This is a genomic window from Micromonospora sp. NBC_00617 (assembly GCF_045161355.1).
GTDB lineage: Bacteria > Actinomycetota > Actinomycetes > Mycobacteriales > Micromonosporaceae > Micromonospora.
This window is the reverse complement of sequence record NZ_CP107751.1, coordinates 325917-349265: the sequence shown is the minus strand read 5'-3', so window position 1 is coordinate 349265 and position 23349 is coordinate 325917. Positions and strand designations below refer to the sequence as shown.

At 72.7% G+C, this 23349-nt stretch carries 21 protein-coding genes; 12 read left to right on the top strand and 9 right to left on the bottom strand.

The genetic code is table 11. The features are described 5' to 3' along the window. Positions 1-50: 50 nt before the first annotated feature. Positions 51-377 (bottom strand): hypothetical protein, encoded by a 327-nt coding sequence (locus tag OG505_RS01680; protein ID WP_405430460.1) that lies wholly within the window; start codon positions 375-377, stop codon positions 51-53. A gap of 140 nt (positions 378-517) precedes the next feature. Here OG505_RS01680 and lpdA point away from each other — a divergent pair, with 140 nt between their 5' ends. Together lpdA and sucB are read left to right on the top strand one after the other, a co-directional pair. Beyond that, positions 518-1948, top strand: a complete 1431-nt coding sequence (gene lpdA, locus OG505_RS01675) for a dihydrolipoyl dehydrogenase (RefSeq protein WP_405430458.1) — start codon at positions 518-520, stop codon at positions 1946-1948. 67 nt (positions 1949-2015) lie between these two features. Beyond that, on the top strand, positions 2016-3860 hold the full coding sequence (gene sucB / locus OG505_RS01670) for a 2-oxoglutarate dehydrogenase, E2 component, dihydrolipoamide succinyltransferase (RefSeq protein WP_405430456.1): 1845 nt from the start codon (positions 2016-2018) through the stop codon (positions 3858-3860). Between the two features lie 63 nt (positions 3861-3923). On the opposite strand, the gene OG505_RS01665 is transcribed toward sucB, so the two are convergent. Then, the gene (locus tag OG505_RS01665) at positions 3924-4154 is read right to left on the bottom strand and encodes a hypothetical protein (RefSeq protein ID WP_405430454.1); all 231 of its coding nucleotides are present in this window, start codon (positions 4152-4154) and stop codon (positions 3924-3926) included. An 82-nt stretch (positions 4155-4236) separates the two neighbouring features. Between OG505_RS01665 and OG505_RS01660 the strand changes: the two genes are divergently transcribed. Both OG505_RS01660 and OG505_RS01655 read left to right on the top strand, forming a co-directional pair. Continuing rightward, entirely contained in the window at positions 4237-5574 is a 1338-nt protein-coding gene (locus tag OG505_RS01660; RefSeq protein ID WP_405430452.1) for a low temperature requirement protein A, read from the top strand. A gap of 90 nt (positions 5575-5664) precedes the next feature. Beyond that, positions 5665-6165 (top strand): hemerythrin domain-containing protein, encoded by a 501-nt coding sequence (locus OG505_RS01655; protein WP_405430450.1) that lies wholly within the window; start codon positions 5665-5667, stop codon positions 6163-6165. A gap of 111 nt (positions 6166-6276) precedes the next feature. Here the strand turns inward: OG505_RS01655 and OG505_RS01650 are convergent, their stop codons facing one another. Then, complete coding sequence (locus OG505_RS01650; RefSeq protein WP_405430448.1) at positions 6277-6663, bottom strand: MerR family transcriptional regulator; 387 nt, start codon at positions 6661-6663, stop codon at positions 6277-6279. Positions 6664-6723: 60 nt separating this feature from the next. Here OG505_RS01650 and OG505_RS01645 point away from each other — a divergent pair, with 60 nt between their 5' ends. Both OG505_RS01645 and OG505_RS01640 read left to right on the top strand, forming a co-directional pair. Next, positions 6724-7722 carry an aldo/keto reductase gene (locus OG505_RS01645; protein ID WP_405430446.1) on the top strand — a complete coding sequence of 333 codons (999 nt, stop codon included), beginning with the start codon at positions 6724-6726 and terminating at the stop codon, positions 7720-7722. Between the two features lie 142 nt (positions 7723-7864). Beyond that, entirely contained in the window at positions 7865-8764 is a 900-nt protein-coding gene (locus OG505_RS01640) for a TIGR01777 family oxidoreductase (RefSeq protein WP_405430445.1), read from the top strand. A gap of 89 nt (positions 8765-8853) precedes the next feature. On the opposite strand, the gene OG505_RS01635 is transcribed toward OG505_RS01640, so the two are convergent. Continuing rightward, entirely contained in the window at positions 8854-10089 is a 1236-nt protein-coding gene (locus OG505_RS01635) for a PHB depolymerase family esterase (RefSeq protein WP_405430443.1), read from the bottom strand. A 212-nt stretch (positions 10090-10301) separates the two neighbouring features. On the opposite strand from OG505_RS01635, the gene OG505_RS01630 reads away from it, so the two are divergent. The 3 genes from OG505_RS01630 to lipB all read left to right on the top strand — a co-directional run bounded on the left by OG505_RS01630 (position 10302) and on the right by lipB (position 14204). Continuing rightward, positions 10302-12134: a DUF2079 domain-containing protein gene (locus OG505_RS01630; protein ID WP_405430442.1), complete on the top strand. Its 1833-nt coding sequence runs from the start codon at positions 10302-10304 to the stop codon at positions 12132-12134. A 57-nt stretch (positions 12135-12191) separates the two neighbouring features. After that, complete coding sequence (locus OG505_RS01625; RefSeq protein WP_405430440.1) at positions 12192-13478, top strand: TolB family protein; 1287 nt, start codon at positions 12192-12194, stop codon at positions 13476-13478. A gap of 84 nt (positions 13479-13562) precedes the next feature. Then, entirely contained in the window at positions 13563-14204 is a 642-nt protein-coding gene (gene lipB / locus OG505_RS01620) for a lipoyl(octanoyl) transferase LipB (protein WP_405430439.1), read from the top strand. Between the two features lie 14 nt (positions 14205-14218). Here the strand turns inward: lipB and OG505_RS01615 are convergent, their stop codons facing one another. Then, positions 14219-15241 carry an FUSC family protein gene (locus OG505_RS01615; protein ID WP_405430437.1) on the bottom strand — a complete coding sequence of 341 codons (1023 nt, stop codon included), beginning with the start codon at positions 15239-15241 and terminating at the stop codon, positions 14219-14221. A gap of 67 nt (positions 15242-15308) precedes the next feature. Next, positions 15309-15629, bottom strand: a complete 321-nt coding sequence (locus OG505_RS01610) for an OB-fold nucleic acid binding domain-containing protein (RefSeq protein ID WP_405430435.1) — start codon at positions 15627-15629, stop codon at positions 15309-15311. Positions 15630-15906: 277 nt separating this feature from the next. Between OG505_RS01610 and lipA the strand changes: the two genes are divergently transcribed. Then, on the top strand, positions 15907-16902 hold the full coding sequence (lipA, locus tag OG505_RS01605) for a lipoyl synthase (protein ID WP_405430434.1): 996 nt from the start codon (positions 15907-15909) through the stop codon (positions 16900-16902). 53 nt (positions 16903-16955) lie between these two features. Then, the gene (locus OG505_RS01600) at positions 16956-18644 is read left to right on the top strand and encodes a hypothetical protein (protein ID WP_405430432.1); all 1689 of its coding nucleotides are present in this window, start codon (positions 16956-16958) and stop codon (positions 18642-18644) included. Between the two features lie 16 nt (positions 18645-18660). On the opposite strand, the gene OG505_RS01595 is transcribed toward OG505_RS01600, so the two are convergent. After that, positions 18661-21552, bottom strand: coding sequence for an AAA family ATPase (locus OG505_RS01595; protein ID WP_405430431.1), 2892 nt, complete (start codon positions 21550-21552; stop codon positions 18661-18663). Between the two features lie 122 nt (positions 21553-21674). Next, positions 21675-21842 (bottom strand): hypothetical protein, encoded by a 168-nt coding sequence (locus OG505_RS01590; RefSeq protein ID WP_405430430.1) that lies wholly within the window; start codon positions 21840-21842, stop codon positions 21675-21677. 206 nt (positions 21843-22048) lie between these two features. Between OG505_RS01590 and OG505_RS01585 the strand changes: the two genes are divergently transcribed. Next, entirely contained in the window at positions 22049-22735 is a 687-nt protein-coding gene (locus OG505_RS01585) for a DUF4191 domain-containing protein (protein ID WP_405430429.1), read from the top strand. A 48-nt stretch (positions 22736-22783) separates the two neighbouring features. Here OG505_RS01585 and OG505_RS01580 read toward each other — a convergent pair whose 3' ends face one another. Beyond that, positions 22784-23182 (bottom strand): RDD family protein, encoded by a 399-nt coding sequence (locus OG505_RS01580; RefSeq protein ID WP_405430427.1) that lies wholly within the window; start codon positions 23180-23182, stop codon positions 22784-22786. Positions 23183-23349 lie beyond the last annotated feature (167 nt).

The window sequence follows — 23349 nt, the reverse complement described above, 5'->3', positions numbered from 1 at the left end:
GAAGGGCCCCCTGTTAACGCCTGGCGTTAACAGGGGGCCCTTCCTTACCGCTACTGGTCGGGACGGCGCTTGCGGCGTTCGTTGAAGTCGCGCATCCGCTGCGGGTAGCCCATCAGCCGGACGTCGTACACCGGGATGCCCATCCGGTACGCGAAGCGCCGCGCGCCGTCCGGGCCGTCGATGCGGCGGCGGGTCCACTCCCCGTCGTCGGCGATCAGGATGACGGTGGTCTGGGTGACCGTCGTCCGGGGCTCGATGAACGCCTCCACGCCGCGCCGGCTGCGGATGAAGTTCGCGAGATGGTCCAAATCGCCGCTATCGGCCGCACGGTCGTGGCTCAGCACACGCGCCTGCTTCCGGCGCCGGAACAACCCCACCGAACCTCTCCCCCACGTCATGTCATCGACAACGGTGCCAAGGGTACGTGTCGATGACGTGTCGTTGGGCACCTCACTACGCGCCCTGTGCCCGGTGGTGACAAGATGACCGAGGTGGGGTGTGTCCGTGTTACCCCGTAGTGACCCCCGAATGCAGCGACGCGACCTGGGAGTTGGACGTGAGCGAGCCGAACGAAGCGACCTTCGACATCGTCATCCTCGGAGGTGGCAGCGGCGGCTACGCGACCGCGCTGCGCGCCGTCCAGCTGGGCCTGAAAGTCGCGCTGATCGAAAAGGGCAAGCTCGGCGGGACCTGCCTGCACAACGGCTGCATCCCGACCAAGGCGCTGCTGCACGCGGCGGAGATCGCCGACCAGACCCGCGAGTCGGAGCAGTTCGGCGTCAAGGCCGAGCTGGTCGGCATCGACATGGCCGGGGTCAACTCGTACAAGGACGGCGTGATCGCCCGCCTGTACAAGGGCCTGCAGGGCATGCTGAAGGGCAACAAGGCGATCACCATCGTCGAGGGTCACGGCAAGCTGGTCGGCAAGAACGTCGTCGAGGTGGACGGCAAGCGTTACACCGGTCGTAACGTCGTGCTGGCCTCCGGCTCGTACGCCAAGAGCCTGCCCGGCCTGGAGGTCGACGGCGAGCGGATCATCACGAGTGACCACGCGCTGACCCTGGACCGGATCCCGTCGTCGGTGATCGTGCTCGGCGGCGGCGTGATCGGTGTCGAGTTCGCCAGCGTGTGGAAGTCCTTCGGCGTGGACGTGACGATCGTCGAGGCGCTGCCCCGACTGGTCGCCGCCGAGGACGAGGAGTCGTCGAAGGCGCTGGAGCGGGCGTTCCGCAAGCGGAAAATCAACTTCAAGGTCGGCAAGCCGTTCGAGAAGGTCGAGAAGACCGAGAGCGGCGTCAAGCTGACCATCTCCGGCGGCGAGACGGTCGAGGCGGAGGTGCTGCTGGTCGCCGTCGGTCGCGGCCCGAACACCGCCAACCTCGGGTACGAGGAGCAGGGCGTCAAGATGGACCGCGGCTACGTGCTGACCGACGAGCGGCTGCGCACCAGCGTGCCGAACGTCTACGCGGTCGGCGACATCGTGCCGGGTCTCCAGCTCGCGCACCGGGGCTTCCAGCAGGGCATCTTCGTCGCCGAGGAGATCGCCGGGCAGACCCCGGCCGTCATCGACGAGGTCGGCATCCCGCGGGTCACCTACTGCGACCCGGAGCTGGCGTCGGTGGGCCTGACCGAGGCGAAGGCCAAGGAGCAGTACGGCGCCGACAAGGTCAAGTCGTACAACTACAACCTCGGCGGCAACGGCAAGAGCCAGATCCTCAAGACCACCGGCTTCGTGAAGTTGGTCCGGGTCGAGGACGGCCCCGTCGTCGGCGTGCACATGGTCGGCGCGCGGGTGGGTGAGCTGATCGGTGAGGCGCAGCTCATCTACAACTGGGAGGCGTACCCGGCGGAGGTCGCCCAGCTCGTGCACGCCCACCCGACCCAGAACGAGGCCCTGGGCGAGGCGCACCTGGCCCTCGCCGGCAAGCCGCTGCACGCGCACGCCTGATCACCCAAACCGCGGCGTCCGGCGACGGGCGAAGATCCCCCAAGGGGAATGAAGGAGTCTGGAGAACATGCCGGTATCGGTCACCATGCCCCGGCTCGGCGAGAGCGTCACCGAGGGCACCGTCACGCGCTGGCTCAAGCAGGAGGGCGACACGGTCGAGGTCGACGAGCCCCTGCTCGAGGTCTCGACCGACAAGGTCGACACCGAGATCCCGTCGCCCGCGGCGGGCGTGCTGAGCCGGATCGTGGTCGGCGAGGACGAGACCGCCGAGGTCGGTAGCGAGCTGGCCGTCATCGCCGGTGAGGGCGAGTCGACCGGTGGCGGCGAGGCCGCGCCGCAGGAGCAGGCCCCGGCCGAGTCGGTGGAGCCGGCCGCCGAGCCGACGGCCGCCGCCGAGGGCACGGCCGACGAGGTGGCGCAGGACGAGGCTCCGGCCGAGACGCCGGCTCCGGCCGCCGCGTCGTCGGGCGAGGGCACCGCGGTGAAGATGCCGGCCCTGGGTGAGAGCGTCACCGAGGGTACGGTCACCCGCTGGCTCAAGCAGGTCGGCGACACCATCGAGGTGGACGAGCCGCTGCTGGAGGTCTCCACCGACAAGGTGGACACGGAGATCCCGTCGCCGGTCGCCGGCACGGTGCTGGAGATCAAGGTCGCCGAGGACGAGACTGCCGACGTCGGCGCCGACCTGGCGATCATCGGTGCCGCCGGTGGGGCCCCCGCTCAGGCCAAGCCCGAGCCGAAGCCCGAGCCGAAGGCGGAGGCCGCGCCGGCGCCGAAGGCCGAGCCGAAGCCGGAGCCGAAGGTCGAGGAGCCCACCCCGGGCATGTCGTACAACGAGCCGGCCGCGGAGGCGGAGACCTCGGCGCAGCCGGCGCAGGCCGAGCAGGCGGCTCAGCCGTCCGCGCCGACCGCCGCCCCGCAGCGCCCGTCCGCCCCGGCGCCGGGTGGCGGCGAGGAGACCGCCGGGTACGTGACCCCGCTGGTCCGCAAGCTGGCCAGCGAGCACGGCGTCGACCTGGGCTCGCTCAATGGCACCGGTGTGGGTGGCCGGATCCGCAAGCAGGACGTCCTCGACGCGGCCGAGAAGGCCAAGGCCGCCAAGGCCGCGCCGGCTCCGGCCGCACCGCCGGCCGCCGCGCCGTCGGCTGCTGCGGCCAAGCCGGCCGCCAAGGCGCAGCCGAGCGCCAAGCGGGGCACCACGGAGAAGCTGCCGAGGATCCGGGCGACCATCGCCAAGCGGATGCAGCAGTCGCTGCACGAGACGGCGCAGCTGACCACTGTCGTCGAGGTCGACGTCACCAAGGTTGCCAAGCTGCGGGCCCAGGCCAAGGACTCGTTCCTGGCCAAGCACGGCGTGAAGCTGTCCTTCCTGCCGTTCTTCGCCCTCGCCGCCATCGAGGCGCTGCAGACCCACCCGATCATCCAGGCCAGCATGGACCTGGACGGTGGCACGATCACCTACCCGGCCGCCGAGCACCTCGGCATCGCCGTGGACACCGAGCGCGGGCTGCTCGTGCCGGTCATCCACAACGCCGGTGACCTCAACATGGGTGGCATCGCCAAGCGGATCGCCGACCTGGCCGAGCGCACCCGGAACAACAAGATCACCCCGGACGAGATGGCCGGCGCGACCTTCACGCTGACCAACACGGGCAGCCGGGGCGCTCTCTTCGACACTCCGATCGTGCCGTCGCCGCAGTCGGCGATGCTCGGTACGGGCGCCGTGGTGAAGCGTCCGGTCGTGGTCAACGACCCGGAGCTGGGCGAGGTCATCGCGGTCCGGTCGATGGTCTACCTGGCCATGTCCTACGATCACCGCCTGATCGACGGCGCCGACGCGGCCCGCTTCCTGACCGCGGTCAAGGAGCGGCTGGAGGGCGGCAGCTTCGAGTCGGAGCTGGGCCTGGCCTGATCCGCCGCAACGCCGAAAGGGGCGCCCCGGTCGTCGACCGGGGCGCCCCTTCGTCTCCGCCGCTCAGCCCTTGAGCAGATCGGTCGAGACCTTCCAGAGCCGCTCGGCGGCCTCCGGGTCCAGCGCGTAGTCGGCCACGCCCGTGCGCCCGCCGGGCTGGGCCGGGGCGGCCTGTTGACAGTCCTCGAAGTAGCGCCCACCCACGCCGTCGAGCAGCGGGGAGGCGGCGACCAGCACCGAGGTGGCGGCGCCCTGTTCGGCGGTCTTCCAGGCCGCCGCGTTGCCCGCGCGCAAAGCGGGGCATGGCCGACGCGCTGCGCCTGCGGGCTGACCCGTTCCGTCCTCCGGGCAGGCCGGACGCTGCCAGAGTGGAACCGTGGGCGGCTTCCGGCGGAGTGGACAACTGGGACCAGCCGTCCCGATCGCCCCCGGCGCCCGGGTGGACAAGTTCGAGGTCTTCTTCGACCTGGTCTTCGTCTTCTCGTTCTTCATCATCACTCGCGCCACGGCCGCGAACATCTCCGGTCGACAGCTGCTGCACGCCGCTCTGGTGCTGGCCGTGCTCTGGTGGTGCTGGGTGGTGCACAGCCTGGTCGCCACCCGGGTACGGCTCGGCGAGGGTTACGTCCCGGTGCTCATGGTGGTGGCGATGGCCGCCCTGTTCGCGTTCGCGCTGGCCCTGCCGGAGGCCTTCAGCGACCCGAAGGGCAGCGCCGGCGGCCCGATGCTGGTGGCCATCAGCTACGTGGTGGTCCGCGGCGTCCACATGATCCTCTACCAGCATGTGGTGCGAAACAGCCCGCAGGAGCGCCGACAACTGCGCCGGTTCCTCCCCGAGCTGGCGGTCAGCATCGTCCTGCTGCTGGCCGCCGCGCTGATCCCGCCGCAGATCGCCGACCCGAACCAGGCCGCGTTGATCCGGGACGGCCTGTGGATCGCCGTGGTGGTGGTCCAGTTCGCCACCGGCTTCATCGTCGGCACCTGGGGCTGGGGGGTGACCAGCGCCGAGCACTGGACCGAGCGCTACGACCTCATCCTGATCATCGCGCTGGGCGAGTCCGTCATCTCCACGGGCGTGGGCGGCAACCTGCTCGGCAAGCCGGTGACCTGGCCGGCGGTGACGGCCGCCGCGCTCAGCATCGTGGTCACCGCCGCCCTCTGGTGGGCGCACTTCGACTTCATCGGCCCGGCCGCCCGGATCGCCCTGCACGCGGCGGAGGGCGCCCCCCGGGTGGCGATGGCCCGCGACGCGTACGCGTACCTGTACCTGCCGATGATCGCCGGGATCATCCTCTTCTCCATCGGCAACGAGGAGATCCTGCACAAGATCACCGACCCGGCCGGTGGAATCGCCGAGAAGGCCGGCGGGCCGGCCGTACCGATGCTTCTCGGCGGGCTGATCTGCTACTACGCCGTCAACATCCTGTTCCAGCTCCGTACCCTGCGCACCCTCTCCTGGACCCGGGTGGGCGTCATCGTGGCGCTGACCGCGGCCCTGCCGGTCGGCCAGCGCCTGCCCGCTCTGGGCACGCTCACCCTCGCGACGGTGATCTGCGTGGCGCTGGTGGCCGTGGAGGTGATGGTGATGTCGACGTCCCGGCACGCGCTGCGCGCCGCTGTCTTTGAGGAGCGGACCAGCCACGAGGCGCACGAGGCCGCGTGGCGGGCCCGCTGGCACGACCTCCGGGAGCCGGACGAGCCGACCACGCCGTGACCGCTGGGGTAGGCTCCGGCACAGCGTCGCGGTGCACCCGGCACGAAGGCCGCCGTGGGCATGGAGACGCGGGGACAGCATGGGACGAACGTGCACCCGTTCAGTTCACCCGCCGACCGGCTCGCCGCCGTCGGCACTCAGATGATCGAAATCCACCTCTGGCTCGGCGCGGAGCTGGCCCGCCTGCGAGCCGACCTTGGCGACGTCCCCACCGGCGACGCCCGCCCGTCGCGGGACCTGCGGGCCCACTGTCTGACCTTCTGCGCCGCGCTCGGCCGCCACCACACCGGTGAGGACGCCGGGGCGTTCCGGGTCTTGGCCGTCGAGGTGCCCGAGCTGCGGCCGGTCCTGGCCAACCTGATCGCCGACCACGAGGTGGTGGCGGGGATCCTCGGGCGGATCGAGGAGGTGCTGGGCGACGACCGGCCGCTGCCGACCGCCCAGGTACGCGCCGAGCTGGACGGGTTGGCCGCCCTGCTGGAGTCACACTTCCGCTACGAGGAGAAGCGGCTGGTCAGCGCTCTGAACGCGCTGACCGGTCGACCCGGGACCGCCGAGCAACTGCTCGGCCTGACCGCGCCGACCGGCTGAGCCGAAATCGGCTCCCGCTCGCCGAAATGGCGGTGTCGCCGGCCTGGGAGACCGCCACATCGGCGTGCCGCAGCGCATCGCCCACGCCGGCTCGCCCGGTTGCGCCGGCCGTCACCGGTCGTCGTCCGGCGAGGTCCGGCCGGGCAGGCGCTCGTAGAAGCGGATCTTCTCCCGGAGGTGGTCGTACTGGCGCTGGAGCAGGCGCATCTGCTCCTCGACCTGCGCCGCGTGTCGTTGCAGCAGCTCGCGCCGCTCGTCGACGGTGTGCTCGCCCTCGCGGGCCAGGGCCGCGTACCGGCACATCTGGGCGATCGGCATCCCGGTGTCGCGCAGGCAGCGGAACAGCACCAGCCAGCTCAGGTCGTCGTCGGTGAAGACGCGCCGGCCTCCCGACGTACGACCCACGTCGGCCAGCAGGCCGATCTTCTCGTAGTACCGCAGGGTGTCCAGGCTGAAGCCGCTGCGCCGGGCGGCCTCGGCGGGGGCGTAACCGCTCATGTTCCCCGATGCTAGTTATCCCTTGACCTGGAGCGCACTCCAGGCTGGAGGCTGGTCCGCATGACGACGACACGAAAGCTGGGACGCAGCGGCATCGAGGTGAGCGCGATCGGGATGGGGTGCTGGGCGATCGGCGGCCCGCTCTGGGGTGACGACGGCCAGCCGTTCGGTTGGGGAGAGGTGGACGACGACGAGTCGATCCGTACGATCCACCGGGCTCTCGACCTCGGAGTGACCCTGTTCGACACGGCCAGCAACTACGGCGCCGGGCACAGCGAGCGCATCCTCGGTCGGGCCCTCGCGGGCCGCCGGTCCGAGGCGGTGATCGCCACCAAGTTCGGCAACGTCAGCGACGAGGCCACCCGACGGTGGCTCGGCACCGACGCCAGCCCGGCGTTCGCCGTGCGCAGCCTGGAAGACTCGCTGCGCCGGCTCGGCACCGACCACGTGGACCTCTACCAACTGCACATCAACGAACTGCCGGCGCCCGCCGCGCTCGACCTGGTCGGCACCCTGGAGGACCTGGTCGACCAGGGCAAGATCCGGGCGTACGGCTGGAGCACCGACAACCCGGCCTCGGCGGACGCGTTCGCGGCGGCTGGCAAGAACTGTGCCGCCATCCAGCACGACGAGTCGGTGCTGAGCGACAACACGGCGGTCCTCGCCGTCTGTGACCGCCACGATCTGGCCAGCCTCAACCGGGGGCCGCTGGCGATGGGCCTGCTCACCGGGTCGACCCGCGCGCTCGGCGCGGACGACGTGCGCGGTCGCGCGCCCGAGTGGTTGCAGTGGTTCACCGACGGCCGGCCCACGCCCCGGTGGGCGGCACGGGTCGAACAGGTCCGCGCGGCGCTCACCGCCGACGGGCGCACCCTGGCCCAGGGGGCGCTCGGCTGGCTGCTGGCCCGCAGCCCGCGCACGGTGCCGATCCCCGGCCTCCGCACGGTGGCCCAAGCCGACGAGAACCTGGCCACCCTAACCCTGGGCCCACTCCCCCCCGAGGCGTACGCCGAGGTGGAGCGCCTCCTCACCGACCTACGCCCCGTCGCGGAAGTCTGACCCCACCCCCACCTCGCCGATCTTGCACTTGCTGTCCCGACAGAACGGACCTTGCTGGGCAGAACGACAACACAAGTGCAAGATCGGCGAGGAGTGGGGCCGGGGCGCGTCCAAGGGTGACGTTTTCGACGAAGATAAGGGCATGCGGATCCTTCTGGCCGGCGCGTCCGGCTTTCTCGGCACCCGGCTGGGCGACCGGCTCGCCACCGACGGGCACGAGGTCACCCGGTTGGTGCGCCGACCGGCGCGCGACCCGCGGGAGCGGCAGTGGGACCCGGCGGCCGGCCATCTCGACCCGGCTGCGGTCGCCGGTGCGGACGCCGTCATCAACCTGGCCGGCGCCGGCGTCGGCGACAAGCGCTGGACCGACGACTACCGGCGGCTCATCCGCACCAGCCGGGTGGACAGCAGCAGCACGCTCGCGACGACGATCGCCGGGCTGCCGGCCACCGACCGTCCCCGGGCGCTGCTCAACTCGTCGGCCGTCGGCTGGTACGGCAACACGGGCGACCGGGTCGTCGAGGAGGACGCGCCCGCCGGCGAGGGTTTCCTGGCCGACGTCTGCCGGGTCTGGGAGGCCGCGACCCGTCCGGCCGAGGACGCCGGCGTACGAGTGGTGCGACTGCGCACCGGCCTGCCCCTGCACCGCGACGGTGGGCTGCTCAAGCCGCAGTTGCTGCCGTTCAGAATGGGCATCGCCGGACGGCTGGGCAGTGGCCGGCAGTGGCTGCCGTGGATCTCGATGGCCGACTGGCTGGACGCGACTCTCTTCCTGCTGGCCCACGACGAGATCGCCGGCCCGGTCAACGTGGTGGGGCCGCATCCGGTGACCAACGCCGAGTTCACCCGGGAGCTGGCCCGCCAGCTGCACCGGCCGGCGATCATCCCGATCCCCGCCCTGGCCCTGAAGGTGGCCCTGGGCGGCTTCGCCCACGAGGCCCTCACCAGCACGAGAGTCCACCCCGCCGTCCTGACCAAGGCCAACTACCCCTACCACCACCCCACGCTGCCGCAAGCCCTCCAGGCGGCCCTCACCGCCTGACCACTCCCCCAGTTGATCAAGAGGTTTGCGTCATCCGGGGGCCGGATTCTGACGCAAACCTCTTGATCACCGGGGCGATGGGGGGTTGGTCAGCAGCCGATCACCCAGTAGTTGGGGGCGGTCAGCTTCAGGGTGCTGGTGTAGAAGGTGTTGTAGAGGCCCATGCGCTGGTTGGAGCCGTTCGCGTAGGCGTAACCGCCGGACTGGTATGCCCGACCGGCGGTGACGTGGGCGTAGTTGGTCGCCGTCACGCAGGTCGCCGGCGTGGTCGGCGTCGGCGTCGGGCTGGCGGTGGGGCTCGGCGTGGCGGTGGGGGTGGCCGTGGGGGTCGGGGTGGGGGTGCCGCCGCCGCCGTTCAGGCCGAAGAAGAGCGCGTCGCGGTACGTCGAGCAGATGGTGTCCAGGAAGTACGCGCCAGCGGTGCCGCACTGGTCCGCGGCGGAGCCCGGGTCGACCGGGGTGCCGTGGCCCATGCCGGAGACCCGATAGAGGCGTACCTCGTCGTTGCCGTACACCTCCAGGCTGGTGTTGCCGGGCAGCGACGACGTGCTGGTCGGCGTCTGGGAGATCCCCCGCACGTTGGTCCACTGGTCGCGGGACTCGGTGCCGTTGAGCGGGGTGACCGTGGTGTCCGACGTGCCGTGCCAGATGGCCACCCGGGGGCGCGGGCCGGTGTAGCCGGAGTAGGCGCCACGGACCAGGTCGCCCCAGGCGGCCGGGGTCTTGTCCGTGCCCGGGTTCATGCAGCTGAACGCGTTGACCATGCTCGTGGCGCAGCGGTACGGAATGCCGGCGATGATCGATCCGGCGGCGAAGACGTCCGGGTAGGTGGCCAGCATGACGGCGCTCATCGCCCCGCCCGCGGAGAGGCCGCTGACGAAGACCCGGGAACCGTCGACCGCGAAGTTCGCCTTGGCGTGGTCGACCATCTGCTTGATCGACAGCGCCTCGCCCTGACCCCGGGCGGTGTCGCCGCTCTCGAAGAAGTTGAAGCACGAGTTGGCGTTGTTGCCGGAGGGTTGCTGGGCGACGATCAGGGCGAACTTCCACTGGTCGGCGTACTTCTGCCAGCCGGAGCCGGCGAAGTAGCCGGCGGCGTTCTGGGTGCACCCGTGCAGCAGCACCACGGCCGGGGAGTTGGCCGGCAGGTTGTCCGGCCGGTAGGCGTACATGGCGAGGTTGCCCGGGTTGGAGCCGAACCCGGTGACCTGGGTGAGGGTGGCGGCCTGGGCGGGCGTGGCGAGGGTGATCGCGCCCGCTGCGGCGAGGACGAGCCCGGCGACCGCACCGAGCAGCCGATTGAGGGTGGATGTGGAGCGGCGCACGGCGGCCTCCCGAGAGGGGCAGACTGTGAACTGGGTCACGGTCGAGTTGCCGAGACGTTACGACGATGTGTCGCCGCTATGACATGGGGCACACTCACACATTCACGGCAGCCGTTGTGTACGACGAATCATGGCCACCGAGGAGGCAGCGGAGTCGACAACAACCGCTGGTCTGACCGGCTCGTCCAGGTCCGGTTGGTAACGTCCGCTGCGTGCCGTCCTCCCCGTCGCTGGCCACCGGGCCCGCACCCGCGTCGCCGCCGCGCGCCCTCCGGGGCCGCTGGGCCGACCTGATCGTCGTGCTGGTGGCGCTCGCGCTCGCCGTCTGGGTGACCAGCGGCCTGTGGCGGGACCCGAACGTACGCGCGATCACCGTCAACTCCAGCGACCAGGCGTTGTTCGAGTGGCTGCTGGCCTTCGGCGGGCACGCGGTCACCCACGGGGAGAACCCCTTCTTCACGTACCTGATCAATGTTCCGGACGGCGTGAACCTCGCGGTCAACACCTCGATCACGGTGTACGCGGTGGTCTTCGCCCCGCTCACCTACCTCATCGGGCCACCGGCGACGTTTCTGGTGATCCTCACGCTGAACCTGCTCGCCACCGCGCTGGCCTGGTATTGGCTGCTCTCGCGGCACGTGGTGCGCAGCCGCCTCGCCGCCGGGGTCGGCGGCCTGTTCATCGCCTACTCCCCCGGCATGGTCTCGCACGCCAACGCCCACCTGAACTGGACCGCTGGCTGGCTGGTGCCGCTGCTGATCTGGCGGCTGTTCGCGCTGCGCCGCCCCGGGCACTGGCTGCGCGACGGCGTGATCCTCGGCGCTCTCGTCGCGGTGGCCTTCTCGATCGCCGCCGAGGGCCTGTTCTTCGCCGCCCTCGCGCTCGGCGTGTTCGTCGCCGTCTGGGCGCTGCACCCGGCCCACCGCGCCGAGGCCCGAGCCGCTCTGCCCACCTTCGCCCGCGGGCTCGGCGTGACCGCGGTGGTCGCCGGGGTGCTGCTGTCGTACCCGCTGTGGCTGCACTTCGCCGGGCCGCAGCGGTTCCACGGCACCGGCTTCGACCCGGTGACCCACTCTGAGGACATCGCCGCCTTCACCGCGTTCCCGCGCCGCTCACTGGCCGGGGAGGTCGGGCTGGGCACCTCGCTGGCGCCCAACCCCACCGAGGAAAACTCGTTCTTCGGGATCCCGCTGCTCGTGCTCACCGTGGTCTGCTTCGTCGCGCTCTGGCGACGCGCCGACCCCGGCCGCCGGGCAGTCCTCTGGGCGCTGGGCATCGTCGCGCTGATCTTCACAGTGCTCTCCTTCGGGCCGGTGGCGAAGGTCGACGGACGGCGCACCGACCTCCCCATGCCGTTCGACCTGCTCGGGCAACTGCCGGTGGTGAACGCCGCGCTGCCCGCCCGGTTGGCCCTGGTGGTCGCGCCGGTGATCGGGATTCTGCTGGCGTACGCCATCGATCAGCTGCGCGCCGCGCCACCCCGGTACCGCCCCACGGAGCTGGCCTGGGTGCTCGGGTTCGCGGCGGCTCTCGTGCCGCTGGTGCCCACTCCGTTGCTGACTCGCGAGCGGGAGCCCATCCCGCACTTCATCACGTCCGGCGCCTGGCGGCAGTACGTCTCCGACGGCAACACGTTGACCCCGCTGCCGCTGACCGTCGACATCTACCCGGACGGCCAGCGCTGGCAGGCGTACGCGCTGTCGCACCGGCAGGGCGAGTTCGCGATCCCGGGCGGCTTCTTCCTCGGCCCCGGCGGCCCGGACGGGCGGGGCCGGATCGGGCCGGTGCCGCGCACTCTGAGCGCGCTCATGGACGAGGCCGGCCGCACCGGGCTGGCGCCGATCATCACCGACGGCACGAAGCGGGAGGTCAGCTCCGACCTGCGGCACTGGCGGATCGAGACGGTGGTCCTCGCCGACGAGGTGCACGGCGCGAAGTTCGACGTCGACGAGGCGGCGGTCCGGCGTACCGCCACCGCCCTGTTCGGCGAACCGCAGCGGGTCAACGACGTCTGGCTCTGGCGCATCCCACCGGCTGACCAATAGGCAGCGGCGCGATCGACCGGGGCATCGCGGGCGGCCCTCATCGCGTGTAATGGGGTGATGCGAGAGACCGGCCGACAACTGCGACGCTGCGCTGCGGTCGGCGTCGCGCTGGCGCTCGTGGCGCTCAGCGCGCCAGCCGCCACTGCCGCCGCCAGCACCGCCGCCGACAGCACCGCTGGCGGCGACACGGCCGGCGCGGTGCCGTCCCGGTTGCACGACCCGTGGCTGTGGCAGGCCACCGTCGGGCAGCGCCCGACCGGCCCGGCCGCGTTGGTCTTCTTCACCAACCACACCCGCTACCTGGAGTCGACCGGTGTGCTGGTCGGCCGGGACGGCGGTTACCGGCTGATCCCGCTGCACGTCGCCGAGGACCCTGGGCTGCTCTCCTCCGACGGGCGCCACTACCTGCGGCCGTCCGGTGAGCTGCTGGACCTCACCACCGGCCAGCAGCGCCGCACGATCCACACCGAAATGCGGCCGCTGGCCTGGTCGCCAGACGGGCAGCGGGTCCTGAGCACCCGCAGCAACGACGATTCGGTGATCAGCTACGGGCCGGACAACCAGCCGCTCAACGACCCGGAGAAGCCCGACGACCTGTTCGTCGTCGACCCGTACCGGGGCACCGAGCAGCTGGTCGCGGCCGGCACCTTCGCCGCGCACGCCGCTGCGGCCTGGTCACCCGACGGTGACGTGCTGGCGGTGGCCGGTCCGCCCGACGTGCCCGCGTCAGTCGCCGAGCGACAGCGGCTGGTGGTCGTCGACCCGGATGGCGGCGACCCTCGCTGGCAGGTCGACCTGGGCGACCGACGAATGCTGGCCGGCCCGGCCGCCTGGCACCCGGATGGTCGACGGATCGCGCTGCTCGCCTTCGATGGCTGCGCCGGGCCGAGGTGCACGGGCGAGCAGGCGGCTGCACGCAGCATGCGGATCGAGTTCCTGGACGCCACCACCGGCCAAGCCGTCGGTCAACCGCTGCCGGTCAGCGCCTCGACAAGCCGGATCGTCGGCTGGCGCGGCGACGACCCGGTGGTGCAGCAGGTGAGCGGGACGGAGCAGGGCGAGGACCGGCGGACCATCCTCGCCGCGCTGCCGCCCGGTGGCGGGCGCGAGGTGCTGGTGACCGCGCCGGCCGGGTCGACCGACCTGACGGTGCCGGGTGACCTGCTGGCCCGGGCCGCGTTCGGTGGTCCGGAGCGCCGACCGTCGCCGTTCGCCGCCCCGCTCTGGTTCTACCTGACACTGGCCGTGCCGACGCTGCTCGCCGTCGCTCTCCTCGTTCGCCGCCTGCGTCGTCGTCAGGGTTCCGCAACGACCACGGACACCGGCCCGGCGTCGATCGCCTGAAGCCGGGCCCCACCAGGCCCGACCAGGCCCCGGTGAGGCGGCTCACCAGGGATCGTCGCCGGTAGCGGGACTACGCTGGACGCCGTGACGACGACGACCCCCGGCCTGACGGCCGTCCGTGCCGGCCTGCTCGACTACCAGGCAGCTTGGGACGAGCAGCGACGCCTGCACGAGTCGGTGGTGGCTGGCGAGCGCGGCGACACCGTGCTGCTGCTGGAGCACCCGAGCGTCTACACCGCGGGCAAGCGCACCGAGCCGTGGGACCGTCCGATGGACGGCACCCCGGTCGTCGACGTGGACCGGGGCGGCAAGATCACCTGGCATGGGCCGGGGCAGCTCGTCGGCTACCCGATCCTGCGGCTGCCCGACCCGGTGGACGTGGTCGCCTACGTACGCCGGACGGAAGAGCTGCTGATCGACGTGTGCGCCGAGTTCGGGCTGTCCGCCGGCCGGGTCGAGGGGCGCAGCGGGGTCTGGGTGCCCGAGGACGACCGAGGGCCGGCCCGCAAGGTGGCCGCCATCGGCATCCGGGTGGCCCGGGGCGTCACCCTGCACGGCTTCTCGATCAACTGCGACTGCGACCTGACGTACTTCGACCGGATCGTTCCGTGCGGCATCCGCGACGCTGGCGTCACCTCCCTGACCGCCGAGCTAAGCCGCCCGATCACCGTCGCCGACGTACTCCCGGTGGTCCAACGGCGCCTGTCCACCCTGGTCGAGGTCTGAGCGACGGGAGCGGGTCACCGCTCCCGCCCGCCGGCGCCGATCCGCGCCCGCAGCCACGGCTCCCAGAGCACGACGAGGCCGCCGACGCCGGCCCCGATCACCGTCTCCACTCCCCGGTCGTAGAGCAGCTGCCCAGGCGGACGGGCCACCGCGAGCTGCCCCATGAGCAGCGCCATCGGGGTGATGAACAGCAGCGCCAACCCGTAGTTGCGCCCCACCAGCAGTTCGGTGACGATCTGGAGCACCGCGACCACCAGCACGGTGGCGTACGGCGACAGCGCCGGGGCGAGCAGCACCGCGCTGGTCAGCAGCCCGAGCAGCGTGCCGAGGATCCGGTGCGCGGCGCGGACCAGCTGGGCAGTGACCCCCTCGGCGCTGAGCGGAGCGATCGCCGCCACCATCGCCCAGTACGGGTGGCCGATGCCAACAGCGGTCGCGGCGCTGCCGGCGAACACCACGGCCAGGGCATAGCGCACCGGCTGCCAGCTCCGTACGTGTGCCAGCCGGGCCGGCCGGCTCCGCTGCCGCCGCAGCACGCTACTCACGTTCCCGACCAGCAGGGAGAACAGGGCGCTCAGCCCGGCCAGCGCGGCGGCGACCGGCACGTCCGACACCACGTGCGGCGCCGAGGCGACCGCGCCGAACGCGAAAACCAGGAACAGTGGCCCCGGCGGGTGCCAATCCTGCGCGGTGGCCAGCACCGCGCCCAGCACCGCGACGGCCGCGGCCACCGGCACCGCGACCCACACCCGGGACGGCAGCGCTCCCACCAGCACGCCGAGGACCACCGACCCGGTGAGGGCCGCCCCGGCGCTGGCCTGCATGGCCGCCCGGGACAGGTGCACGTGGTTGCGGCCGTAGAGCGACGTGAACGCCCCGAAGACCGCGTACGTGGTCCAGCCCGGGCGGCCGGCGGCGAGCACCGCGAGTAGCGGCACGAGGACGCTGATCCCGGCCCGCAGCGCGACCCGGTGGGCGCCCGGTGCAGGCAACACGTGCAGCAGGCCGCGTAGCGTCGCCCGTACCTGCTCGCCCATCCCGCTCCTCACTCCCCAGGCCCACCGCCGTGACGCGGGTACCCGGATCCCGGGGTGTGATCCCCGGTCAGGGGGTTCGGCGCGTTGTCGAGTTGGGTGGGCAGCTCGCGGTGAGCGCCGGCCCGTACAGGTCGAACGGTGGCGGCGCGGCGGGCGGCCCGAGTGGACGTACCGTCGGGTCGGTCAGCTCGACCCCGGCGGGCGCCGTGTCGTTGGAGGTGGCCGCGCCGACCACCTCGACGACCGTCTCCTCGGTGAGTTTCTCCAGTTCGGCGCGGACGGCCGGGTCGGTGACGACCACCTGGGCCAGGCCGGCGGCGTCCCGCACGATCAGGAAGGCCACCGACTTGGGCAGTCGTCGGCGGTGCACCCAGCCGGCGATCCGCACGGTGGCGCCGACCTGGGCGGGCAGTTGGTGGGACAGGGTTCACCCCCGCCGAAGCGGGGGCCTCGTTCGTCGCCTGATGACCGGGGCCAGCCGGGCGGGCTCTACTGGGAACGGGGGTCGGTGCTCTACTCGGCTCCGTCGGCGCTGACCGTAGCACCAGATTCGCACGCGTGTGACGCTCATTTTGACTGCCCGGTGTCGGGCGTCACAACGTCTGTGGCGTGACGCCGGTCGCCTGCCGCACATAGACGACGGCCGTCCGGCGTAGGCTCGTTTCGTGACGATCGAGCACTCCGCGCCGACGACTGGCCAGGCAGCGCGCACCGCAACGGCCGCCCCCGAGGGGCGTCGCCTGCTGCGAATCGAGGCGCGCAACGCCGAGACGCCGATCGAGCGCAAACCGCCATGGATCAAGGTCAAGGCCAAGATGGGCCCGGAGTACACCCAGCTGCGCGGGCTCGTCTCGCGTGAGGGGCTGCACACCGTCTGCCAGGAGGCCGGCTGCCCCAACATCTACGAGTGTTGGGAGGACCGGGAGGCCACCTTCCTCATCGGCGGCGACCAGTGCACGCGGCGCTGCGACTTCTGCCAGATCGACACCGGCAAGCCGGCCGAGTTCGACGCCGACGAGCCGCGCCGGGTCGCCGAGTCGGTCGTTTCGATGGGCCTGCGGTACGCCACCATCACCGGTGTCGCCCGCGACGACCTGCCCGACGGCGGCGCCTGGTTGTACGCCGAGACGGTCCGGCAGATCCACGCGCTGCAGCCTGGCTGCGGCGTCGAGCTGCTCATCCCGGACTTCAACGCCGTGCCCGCGCAGCTGGCCGAGGTCTTCGGCTCCCGGCCCGAGGTGCTGGCCCACAACGTGGAGACCGTGCCGCGCATCTTCAAGCGCATCCGGCCGGCGTTCCGCTACGACCGTTCGCTGGACGTGATCCGGCAGGCCCGCGCCGATGGCCTGGTCACCAAGAGCAACCTCATCCTGGGCATGGGCGAGGAGCGGGCCGAGATCTCCCAGGCGCTGCGCGACCTGCACGAGGCGGGCTGCGAGCTGATCACCATCACGCAGTACCTGCGCCCCTCCCCCCGGCACCACCCGGTGACGCGTTGGGTCAAGCCGGAGGAGTTCGTGGAGCTGCGCGAGGAGGCCGAGGAGATCGGCTTCGCCGGGGTGATGAGCGGGCCGCTGGTGCGCTCGTCGTACCGGGCCGGCCGGCTCTACAAGCAGGCGCTCGACGCCCGCGCCGCCACCCCGGTCGCCACCGCCGGCTGACCCGCCGACAGCGCCGCACGGGCCGTGCGGCGTCCGAGTGTCATGATCGTGCGATGACCGCCGGGGTACGCGAACAGCCGCGCGGCGCGGGTCGACCGCGTCCGCGGCCCGGTTCGCGCCTCGGCCTGGTCGGCTGGCTCACCGGCCTGACAGTGCTCGCCGGGGTCGGCTACCGGCTCTGGCTGCTGGGCCACGCCACTCCCCCGACGAACAGCGACGAGGCCACCATGGGGCTGGCCGCGCTGCACATCGCCCGGGGCGAGGGCTTCCCGGTCTGGTTCTACGGCCAGCAGTACATGGGCACGCTGGAGGCGTACCTGGCCGCGCCGGTGTTCGCGCTGTTCGGGCCGTCCCTGTTCGGTCTGCGGCTGCCCACGCTGGCGCTGTACGTGCTGTTCCTGCTGCTGACCTGGCGGCTGACGCTGCGGCTGACCGGGGACCGCTGGTTCGCCCTGCTGGTGGTGGCGCTGCTGGCGCTCGGCGCCGACCGGGTGGTCAAGAACCAGTTGATCGCCGGCGGCGGCTACCCCGAGATGAACGCGGCCGGGGTGGCGCTCGCCCTGCTCGCCGTCGACCTGGCCGCCGGCCGGCCGGGGTGGCGACTCGCCCGCTGGGCGGTCTGGGGGTTCCTGGCCGGGCTGCTGCTCTGGGTCGATCCGCTGGCGCTGCCGTACGTCGTGGCGACCGGGGCGGTGCTGGTCGGTTTCCGCCACCGCGAGCTGCGCGGGCGGGCCGGAGCGCTGCTCGGGGCGGCCGCCGTGCTGGGGGCTGCCCCGCTGCTGGGGCACAGCCTGCTGACCGGCCGTAACCCGCTGCACGCGGTGCTCGCCGCCGGCGGTGCGGACGCCACCGCGAGCTGGGCGGACCGGCTGCACGGCGGGCTGCTGCTCGGGCCGCCGCTGGGCATGGGGTTCTGCGGCGCCGGGTCCTGCGCCACCTGGCAACTGTGGTGGGCGTACGCGCTGCCGGTGCTGCTGGTCGTCGCCGCCGGCACGGCCTGGCGGGCGCTCCGCCACCCGTCCGACGCGGACGCTGGGCCGCGCCTGGACGGCTCGGCCGGCTCTGGCAACTCGGGTGGCTCGGCCGGCTCGGCCGGTTTGGCACCCCGGCTCGCGGCGGCGATGCGGCTGGCTCTCGTGCTGGCCGCAGCGGCCACCCTCGCCGCGTACACGCTGAGCAGTTCCTCCGGTCTGACCCCGGTGGAGAGTTCGCGTTATCTGTCCACGCTGCTCATCTCCGTACCGGCGCTGCTCTGGCCGGCGTGGACGCTGGCCCGGCGCGGCGGCGGGTCGACAGCCGCGCGGTTCGCCGGGTGGCCGGTGGCCCGGCTGGCCGCAGTCGTCGTCCTCGCCGCGACGCTGGTCACGGCCGCGTACGCCACCGGGCAGGCGGCGCGGACAGCCCCGGCGACCCGGGCCGCCGAGGCGCGGCACGCCGAGCTGGTGGCCACGCTGCGCCACCTTGGCGTACGACACGTCCGCGCTGGCTACTGGACCTGCAACCGCCTCACCTTCGCGAGCGGCGAGAAGGTGGTCTGCGCGGTCGTCGACGACACCCTGCGCCCCGGCTTCGACCGCTACGCCGCGTACCGCCGCGAGGTGGAGCGTGCGGCGGCGCCGGCCTGGGTCGCGCCGACCGGCTCGCCGCTGGCGGCCCGGCTCGACGAGCGGCTCGGCGCCGGCCCGGCCGACCTGGACCTGGTCACCCTCGACGGCTGGCGGATCTACCTGCCGCGCGGCTGAGCAGACCGCGCCGCTCTCAGCGGGGCGCGGCGGGCTCGGCGAGCAGGCCGAGACGGCGGGCCAGCGCGGCGGCCTCCCCGCGGTTGGTCACGTCCAGCTTGGCGATGATCCGGGAGACGTGCACGCTGGCCGTCTTCGGGGAGATGAACAGCCGCTCGGCGATCCGGCTGTTGCTGTGCCCCTCGGCGACCAGCCGCAGCACCTCCCGTTCCCGGGACGTCAGCAGATCGGCCCCGGCCCCACCGTTGCCCGCCCCCCGCAGGCCGACCCGCCGCGCCAGGGTGGCGGCCGTCTCGGCCAGCGGCGTCGCGCCCAGCCGCCGGGCGATCTGGGCCGCCTCGGTGACCGCCGCCGACACCTCGTCGCGCTCGCCCGCCGCGGCGGCGGCCTCGGCCAGCGCCAGCAACGCCCGGCCGAGCGGGTACTGCTGCCCGTCGACGCGCCACGCCTGCACCGCCGCCCGCCACGCCGGCAACGCCTCGTCATCGGCCGCCAGCAGGGCGTTGACCTGGGCGGCGTGCGCCCGCGCGGCCGGGTGCCGCGCCGGCAGGTCGGCCGCGAGCGCGGCGACGGCGGCGGCCAGCTCCCCGTCGCCCACCCGGGCGGCGGTACGCGCGGCGGCGCTCAGCACCGGCCAACCCTCGCGGGGCAGGTGCGGCAGGCTGTCGTCGGCCACCGCGACGCGGGCCGCACGGACCGCCTCGATCTTGTCGTCGGCGGCCAGCGCCGCCTCGATGCCTAGCTCGTGCAGGGGCAGGCGGTGGTTCGGCCACAGGTAGGGCCGGCCGAGGAAGGCCAACGCCCGGTCGACCATCTCGCCGGCCCCCGGGTGCGCCCGCGCCAGCCGCAGACCGGCGCCCACCTGCAACCAGTGCAGCCCGGTGACGCCGGACAGGTCGATCCGGGCGGCCTCCGCGCAGACCGTCTCGGCCTCGTCCCACCGGCCCAGCGCGATGAGCGCCTCGGCCCGGTTGGACAGCAGGTACGCCCCGGCCGAGCGGCTGATCCCCACCCGCCGCGCCTCGGTCAGGCCGGCCTCGGCCGCCTGTGCGGACTCGGCGTAGCGGCCCAGCTCGCAGAGCACGTCCGACTGGAACACCTTGACCAGCACGAGAGCCGCCGTGTCCCCGGCCGCCTGGGCCACCCCCTCGGCACTGCCCAGCTCGGCCAACCGGTCCCCCAACCGCTGGTGACAGAGCAAAGCGATCCGCGTCGGCAGCAGGACCAGCTCCTCGCCGAGCGCCTCGGCGTCCGTGCTCGCCTCGGCGGCGACCCGGGCCGCCTGCTCAGGATCGATCTTGACCAGGTGGGCGGCGATGTCGGCGAGCAGCCGGACGCGCTCCACCCCGAAGGGCCCGCCCGCTGCCAGGCGGTACGCCTCATCCAGCTCCGGCCTGCCGTCGCTCTTGCCGAGCAGGGCCATCAGCCGGCCCCGCTGGTCCAGCAGGCGGGCGGCGCGCAGCGGCGCCGCGTCGGCGTCCACCTCGGCCAGTCCGGCGCGGGTCAACGTGATGGCGCGACTGAAGTCGCCGGCCGTCACCGCCGCGTCCAGGGTCTGCTCCAGCAACGCCAGGTGGTCCATGCCGAGCAGGTCGGTCGCGTCGGGCACCAGCTCCCACAGCTCCAACGCCCGTTCCAGCAGTCGACGCTGCTCGGCGTAGGCGTACCGGTCGGCGGCGGCGCAGGCCGCGACCCGCGCGGCGACCAGGGCGCGGGGGTGGTCGTGCGCCGCGTACCAGTGGTGGGCGATCTCGGCCGGGGCGCGGCCGGCGACGACCAGGTGCGGCTGGGCCTCGATCGCGGCGGCGAACCGCGCGTGCAGCCGGGCGTGCTCGCCGGGCAGCAACTCGTCGTGCACGGCCTCGCGCACCAGAGCGTGCCGGAACTCGTAGTCGCCGTCCGGGTCGGCCACCACCAGTTGGGCGGCGACGGCGGCGCGCAACGCGTCCTCCAGCTCGGCCTCGGGCAGGCCGGCGACCTCGGCGAGCAGACCGTGGGCGAAGCGGGTGCCGCCGGCCGCCGCGATCCGCAGCACCCGCTGGGCCGGCTCGGGCAACCGCTCCACCCGGGCCAGCAGCAGGTCGCGCAGCGTCTCGGGCAGCGCCGCGCAACCGAGCGGGGAGCCGGCGACGGCCAGCTCCTCGATGAAGAAGGGGTTGCCCTGCGTACGGTCGTGGATGTCGTCGACGGCACGGGGCGCCGGCTCACCGCCGAGCAGGTCGGCGAGGATCGCGCCGGTGCCGTCGCGGTCCAGCCGACCCAGCTCGACCCGCTCGACACCGCGTGCCCGGTCCAGCTCGGCGAGGAACGGGCGCAGCGGATGGCCACGCTGCAACTCGTCGGTGCGGTAGGTGCAGACCAGCAGCAGCCGGCCCGGCCGCGCGGCCCGGACCAGGAAACCGATCAGGTCCCGGGTGGAACGGTCCGCCCAGTGCAGGTCCTCGATGATCAGCAGCAGTGGCCGGACGTCGGCGAGTCGCTGGAACAGTTCGGCGACCAGGTCGAACAGGTATCCGCGGGGGGCGTCGGTCAGTGGTCGCGTGCTCGGGGCGGTCAACCCCGCCGGCACCCGGCCCAGCTCCGGCAGCAGGCGGGCGAACTCCGCCTCGTAGCCGGCGAAGACCTCCGCGCCGTCGGCGCGCAACACCGCGCGCAGCGCCGCGGCGAACGGGGCGAACGGCAGACCCGCCTCACCCAACTCCAGGCACTGACCGACCAGCACCCGGACGCCCCCGGCGGTGGCCCCGGCCGCGAACTCCTCCAGCAGCCGGGTCTTGCCCACACCCGCCTCGCCACCGACCAGCACGGTGGCCGGCTCGCCCTTCCCGGCGCGGCCCAGCGCGTCCCGCAGCGCCGCGATCTCACGCTGGCGGCCGACGAGGACGGAACTGGCGGCACGTACGGTCACGGGACCGAGCATGCCATGACCGGACGAAGCACCGGCCCCGCCGGTCGGCAGCTCGGACCCAGGCCCACCGACTGACGGCCCGGGCCCGGGCCCGTTGGGCGCGGTGGGTGCGGCGGTCGAGTTCACCGGCGGTCGTCACCCGTGCGGCGGGCCGGCTGGCGACGGCCCAGCCAGGTACGACCCGAGCGCGGCACCGACCGCGCCAGTCGTTCCGCCGCAGCATCGGCCCGCAGCTCAGCGGCGTGGGTACGGTGCACGGAGAGCAGGAAATCTACGTCGTTGCCGAACATGTCGGGCTCCTTCGTCGTGTCGTCGTCCTCTGCTGACGACTGTCCGCGCGAAGGCCCCGGCCCGGCATGGGCACACCGCCTCATCTTGCCCGGCCACACCCTCCTTACCCGCCCGGCCGGGACGCCTGAGGCGACGTAAGGTACTCAGCCGGCCGGCACCCGGACGCGGATCAACGCGGCCGGCGGGGCCCACTAGACTCTGCGGCATGGCAAAGCCCCAGGAGAAGGTCTCGTTCGGCCAGCGGCTGAAGCAGATCGGGATGGTGTTCCAGTTCACCGCCAAGCAGGACCGGTGGTTCGCGCCGCTGGTCGCCGCAGCGGTGCTCCTCCCGCTCGCGCTCACCGTGGTCGCGGTGATCCTCTGGAGCTGGATCTGGCTGCCGCTGGGCATCCTGTTCGCTCTGCTCGCGGTGCTGATCGTGCTGAACCTGCGGTCCAACAAGGCGATGATGAACGCCGCCGAGGGGCAGCCCGGCGCGGCGGCGCAGATCATGGACAACATGCGCGGCGACTGGCGGGTCACCCCTGCCGTCAGCTCGACCACCCAGATGGACATGGTCCACCTGGTGATCGGCCGGCCCGGCGTGATCCTGCTGGCCGAGGGCAACCCGCAACGGGTGCGCGGCCTGCTCGGGCAGGAGAAGCGACGGCTGGCCAAGGTGATCGGCTCCGCCCCGCTGCACGACTACGTGATCGGCCAGCAGGAGGGCGAGCTGCCGATCCGCAAGCTGCGCACGACGCTGCTGCGGCTGCCCCGCGCGCTCAGCGGCAAGGACGTCAACGCGCTGGACAAGCGACTCAAGGCGCTCACCGCCCGTCCGCAGATGCCCAAGGGCGCGATCCCGAAGAACATGCGGCCGCCGGGCGCCTCCCGCCAGTCGCGGGGCCGCTGACCCCTCAGGTGTACGCGAAGGAGCCGGACCCGCACGGGTCCGGCTCCTTCAGCCGCGCGGGGCGTCGACGATGACCGAGTCGACGAGGCGATCGTGCACGCCCCGACGGTGCTCATCCATGATCAGCGCGGGGACGACGAGCGCCAGCAGCACGCCCCGGGCCAGCGCGCGGAGCGCGCCGATCCGGCCCCCGTCGTGCCAGTTCACGCAGCGGACCTTGGTGATGTACATGCCGGGCGTCTGGGCGAAGAGGCCGAGGAAGATGCCGTACTCCAGGATCAGCACCAGCACCGGAGCCCAGCCGTCGCGTACCGGATCGGCGAAGATGTTGGCCACCAGCAGGCAGAGCACCCAGTCGATGATCAACGCTCCGAAGCGCCGACCCAGGCTCGGCGGGGTGAAGGTGGGATCGGTGGCCGGCGCTGCCGGGACGTGCGGATTGGTCACAGCGATCAAGGGTATCCGCGTCCGGATCGGGGCCTCGGATCGCCGTCACCACTGCGTGCCGATTCGGACCAATAACATCAAGTGTCATTACACTGGCACAGTCGGTACGGCGTTCGCGCAGGCTGAGTGCGTGGACAGGAGCGTCACTGACGCTCCGCGAGGGACGT

Bases quoted from the DNA above. Each gene is read 5' to 3' on its own strand.
- sucB (WP_405430456.1), top strand. From the start codon at position 2,016: ATGCCGGTATCGGTCACCATGCCCCGGCTCGGCGAGAGCGTCACCGAG.
- OG505_RS01650 (WP_405430448.1), bottom strand. From the start codon at position 6,663: ATGAGCGGTTACGCCCCCGCCGAGGCCGCCCGGCGCAGCGGCTTCAGC.
- OG505_RS01645 (WP_405430446.1), top strand. From the start codon at position 6,724: ATGACGACGACACGAAAGCTGGGACGCAGCGGCATCGAGGTGAGCGCG.
- OG505_RS01640 (WP_405430445.1), top strand. From the start codon at position 7,865: ATGCGGATCCTTCTGGCCGGCGCGTCCGGCTTTCTCGGCACCCGGCTG.
- OG505_RS01625 (WP_405430440.1), top strand. From the start codon at position 12,192: ATGCGAGAGACCGGCCGACAACTGCGACGCTGCGCTGCGGTCGGCGTC.
- OG505_RS01615 (WP_405430437.1), bottom strand. From the start codon at position 15,241: ATGGGCGAGCAGGTACGGGCGACGCTACGCGGCCTGCTGCACGTGTTG.
- OG505_RS01600 (WP_405430432.1), top strand. From the start codon at position 16,956: ATGACCGCCGGGGTACGCGAACAGCCGCGCGGCGCGGGTCGACCGCGT.
- OG505_RS01590 (WP_405430430.1), bottom strand. From the start codon at position 21,842: ATGTTCGGCAACGACGTAGATTTCCTGCTCTCCGTGCACCGTACCCAC.
- OG505_RS01585 (WP_405430429.1), top strand. From the start codon at position 22,049: ATGGCAAAGCCCCAGGAGAAGGTCTCGTTCGGCCAGCGGCTGAAGCAG.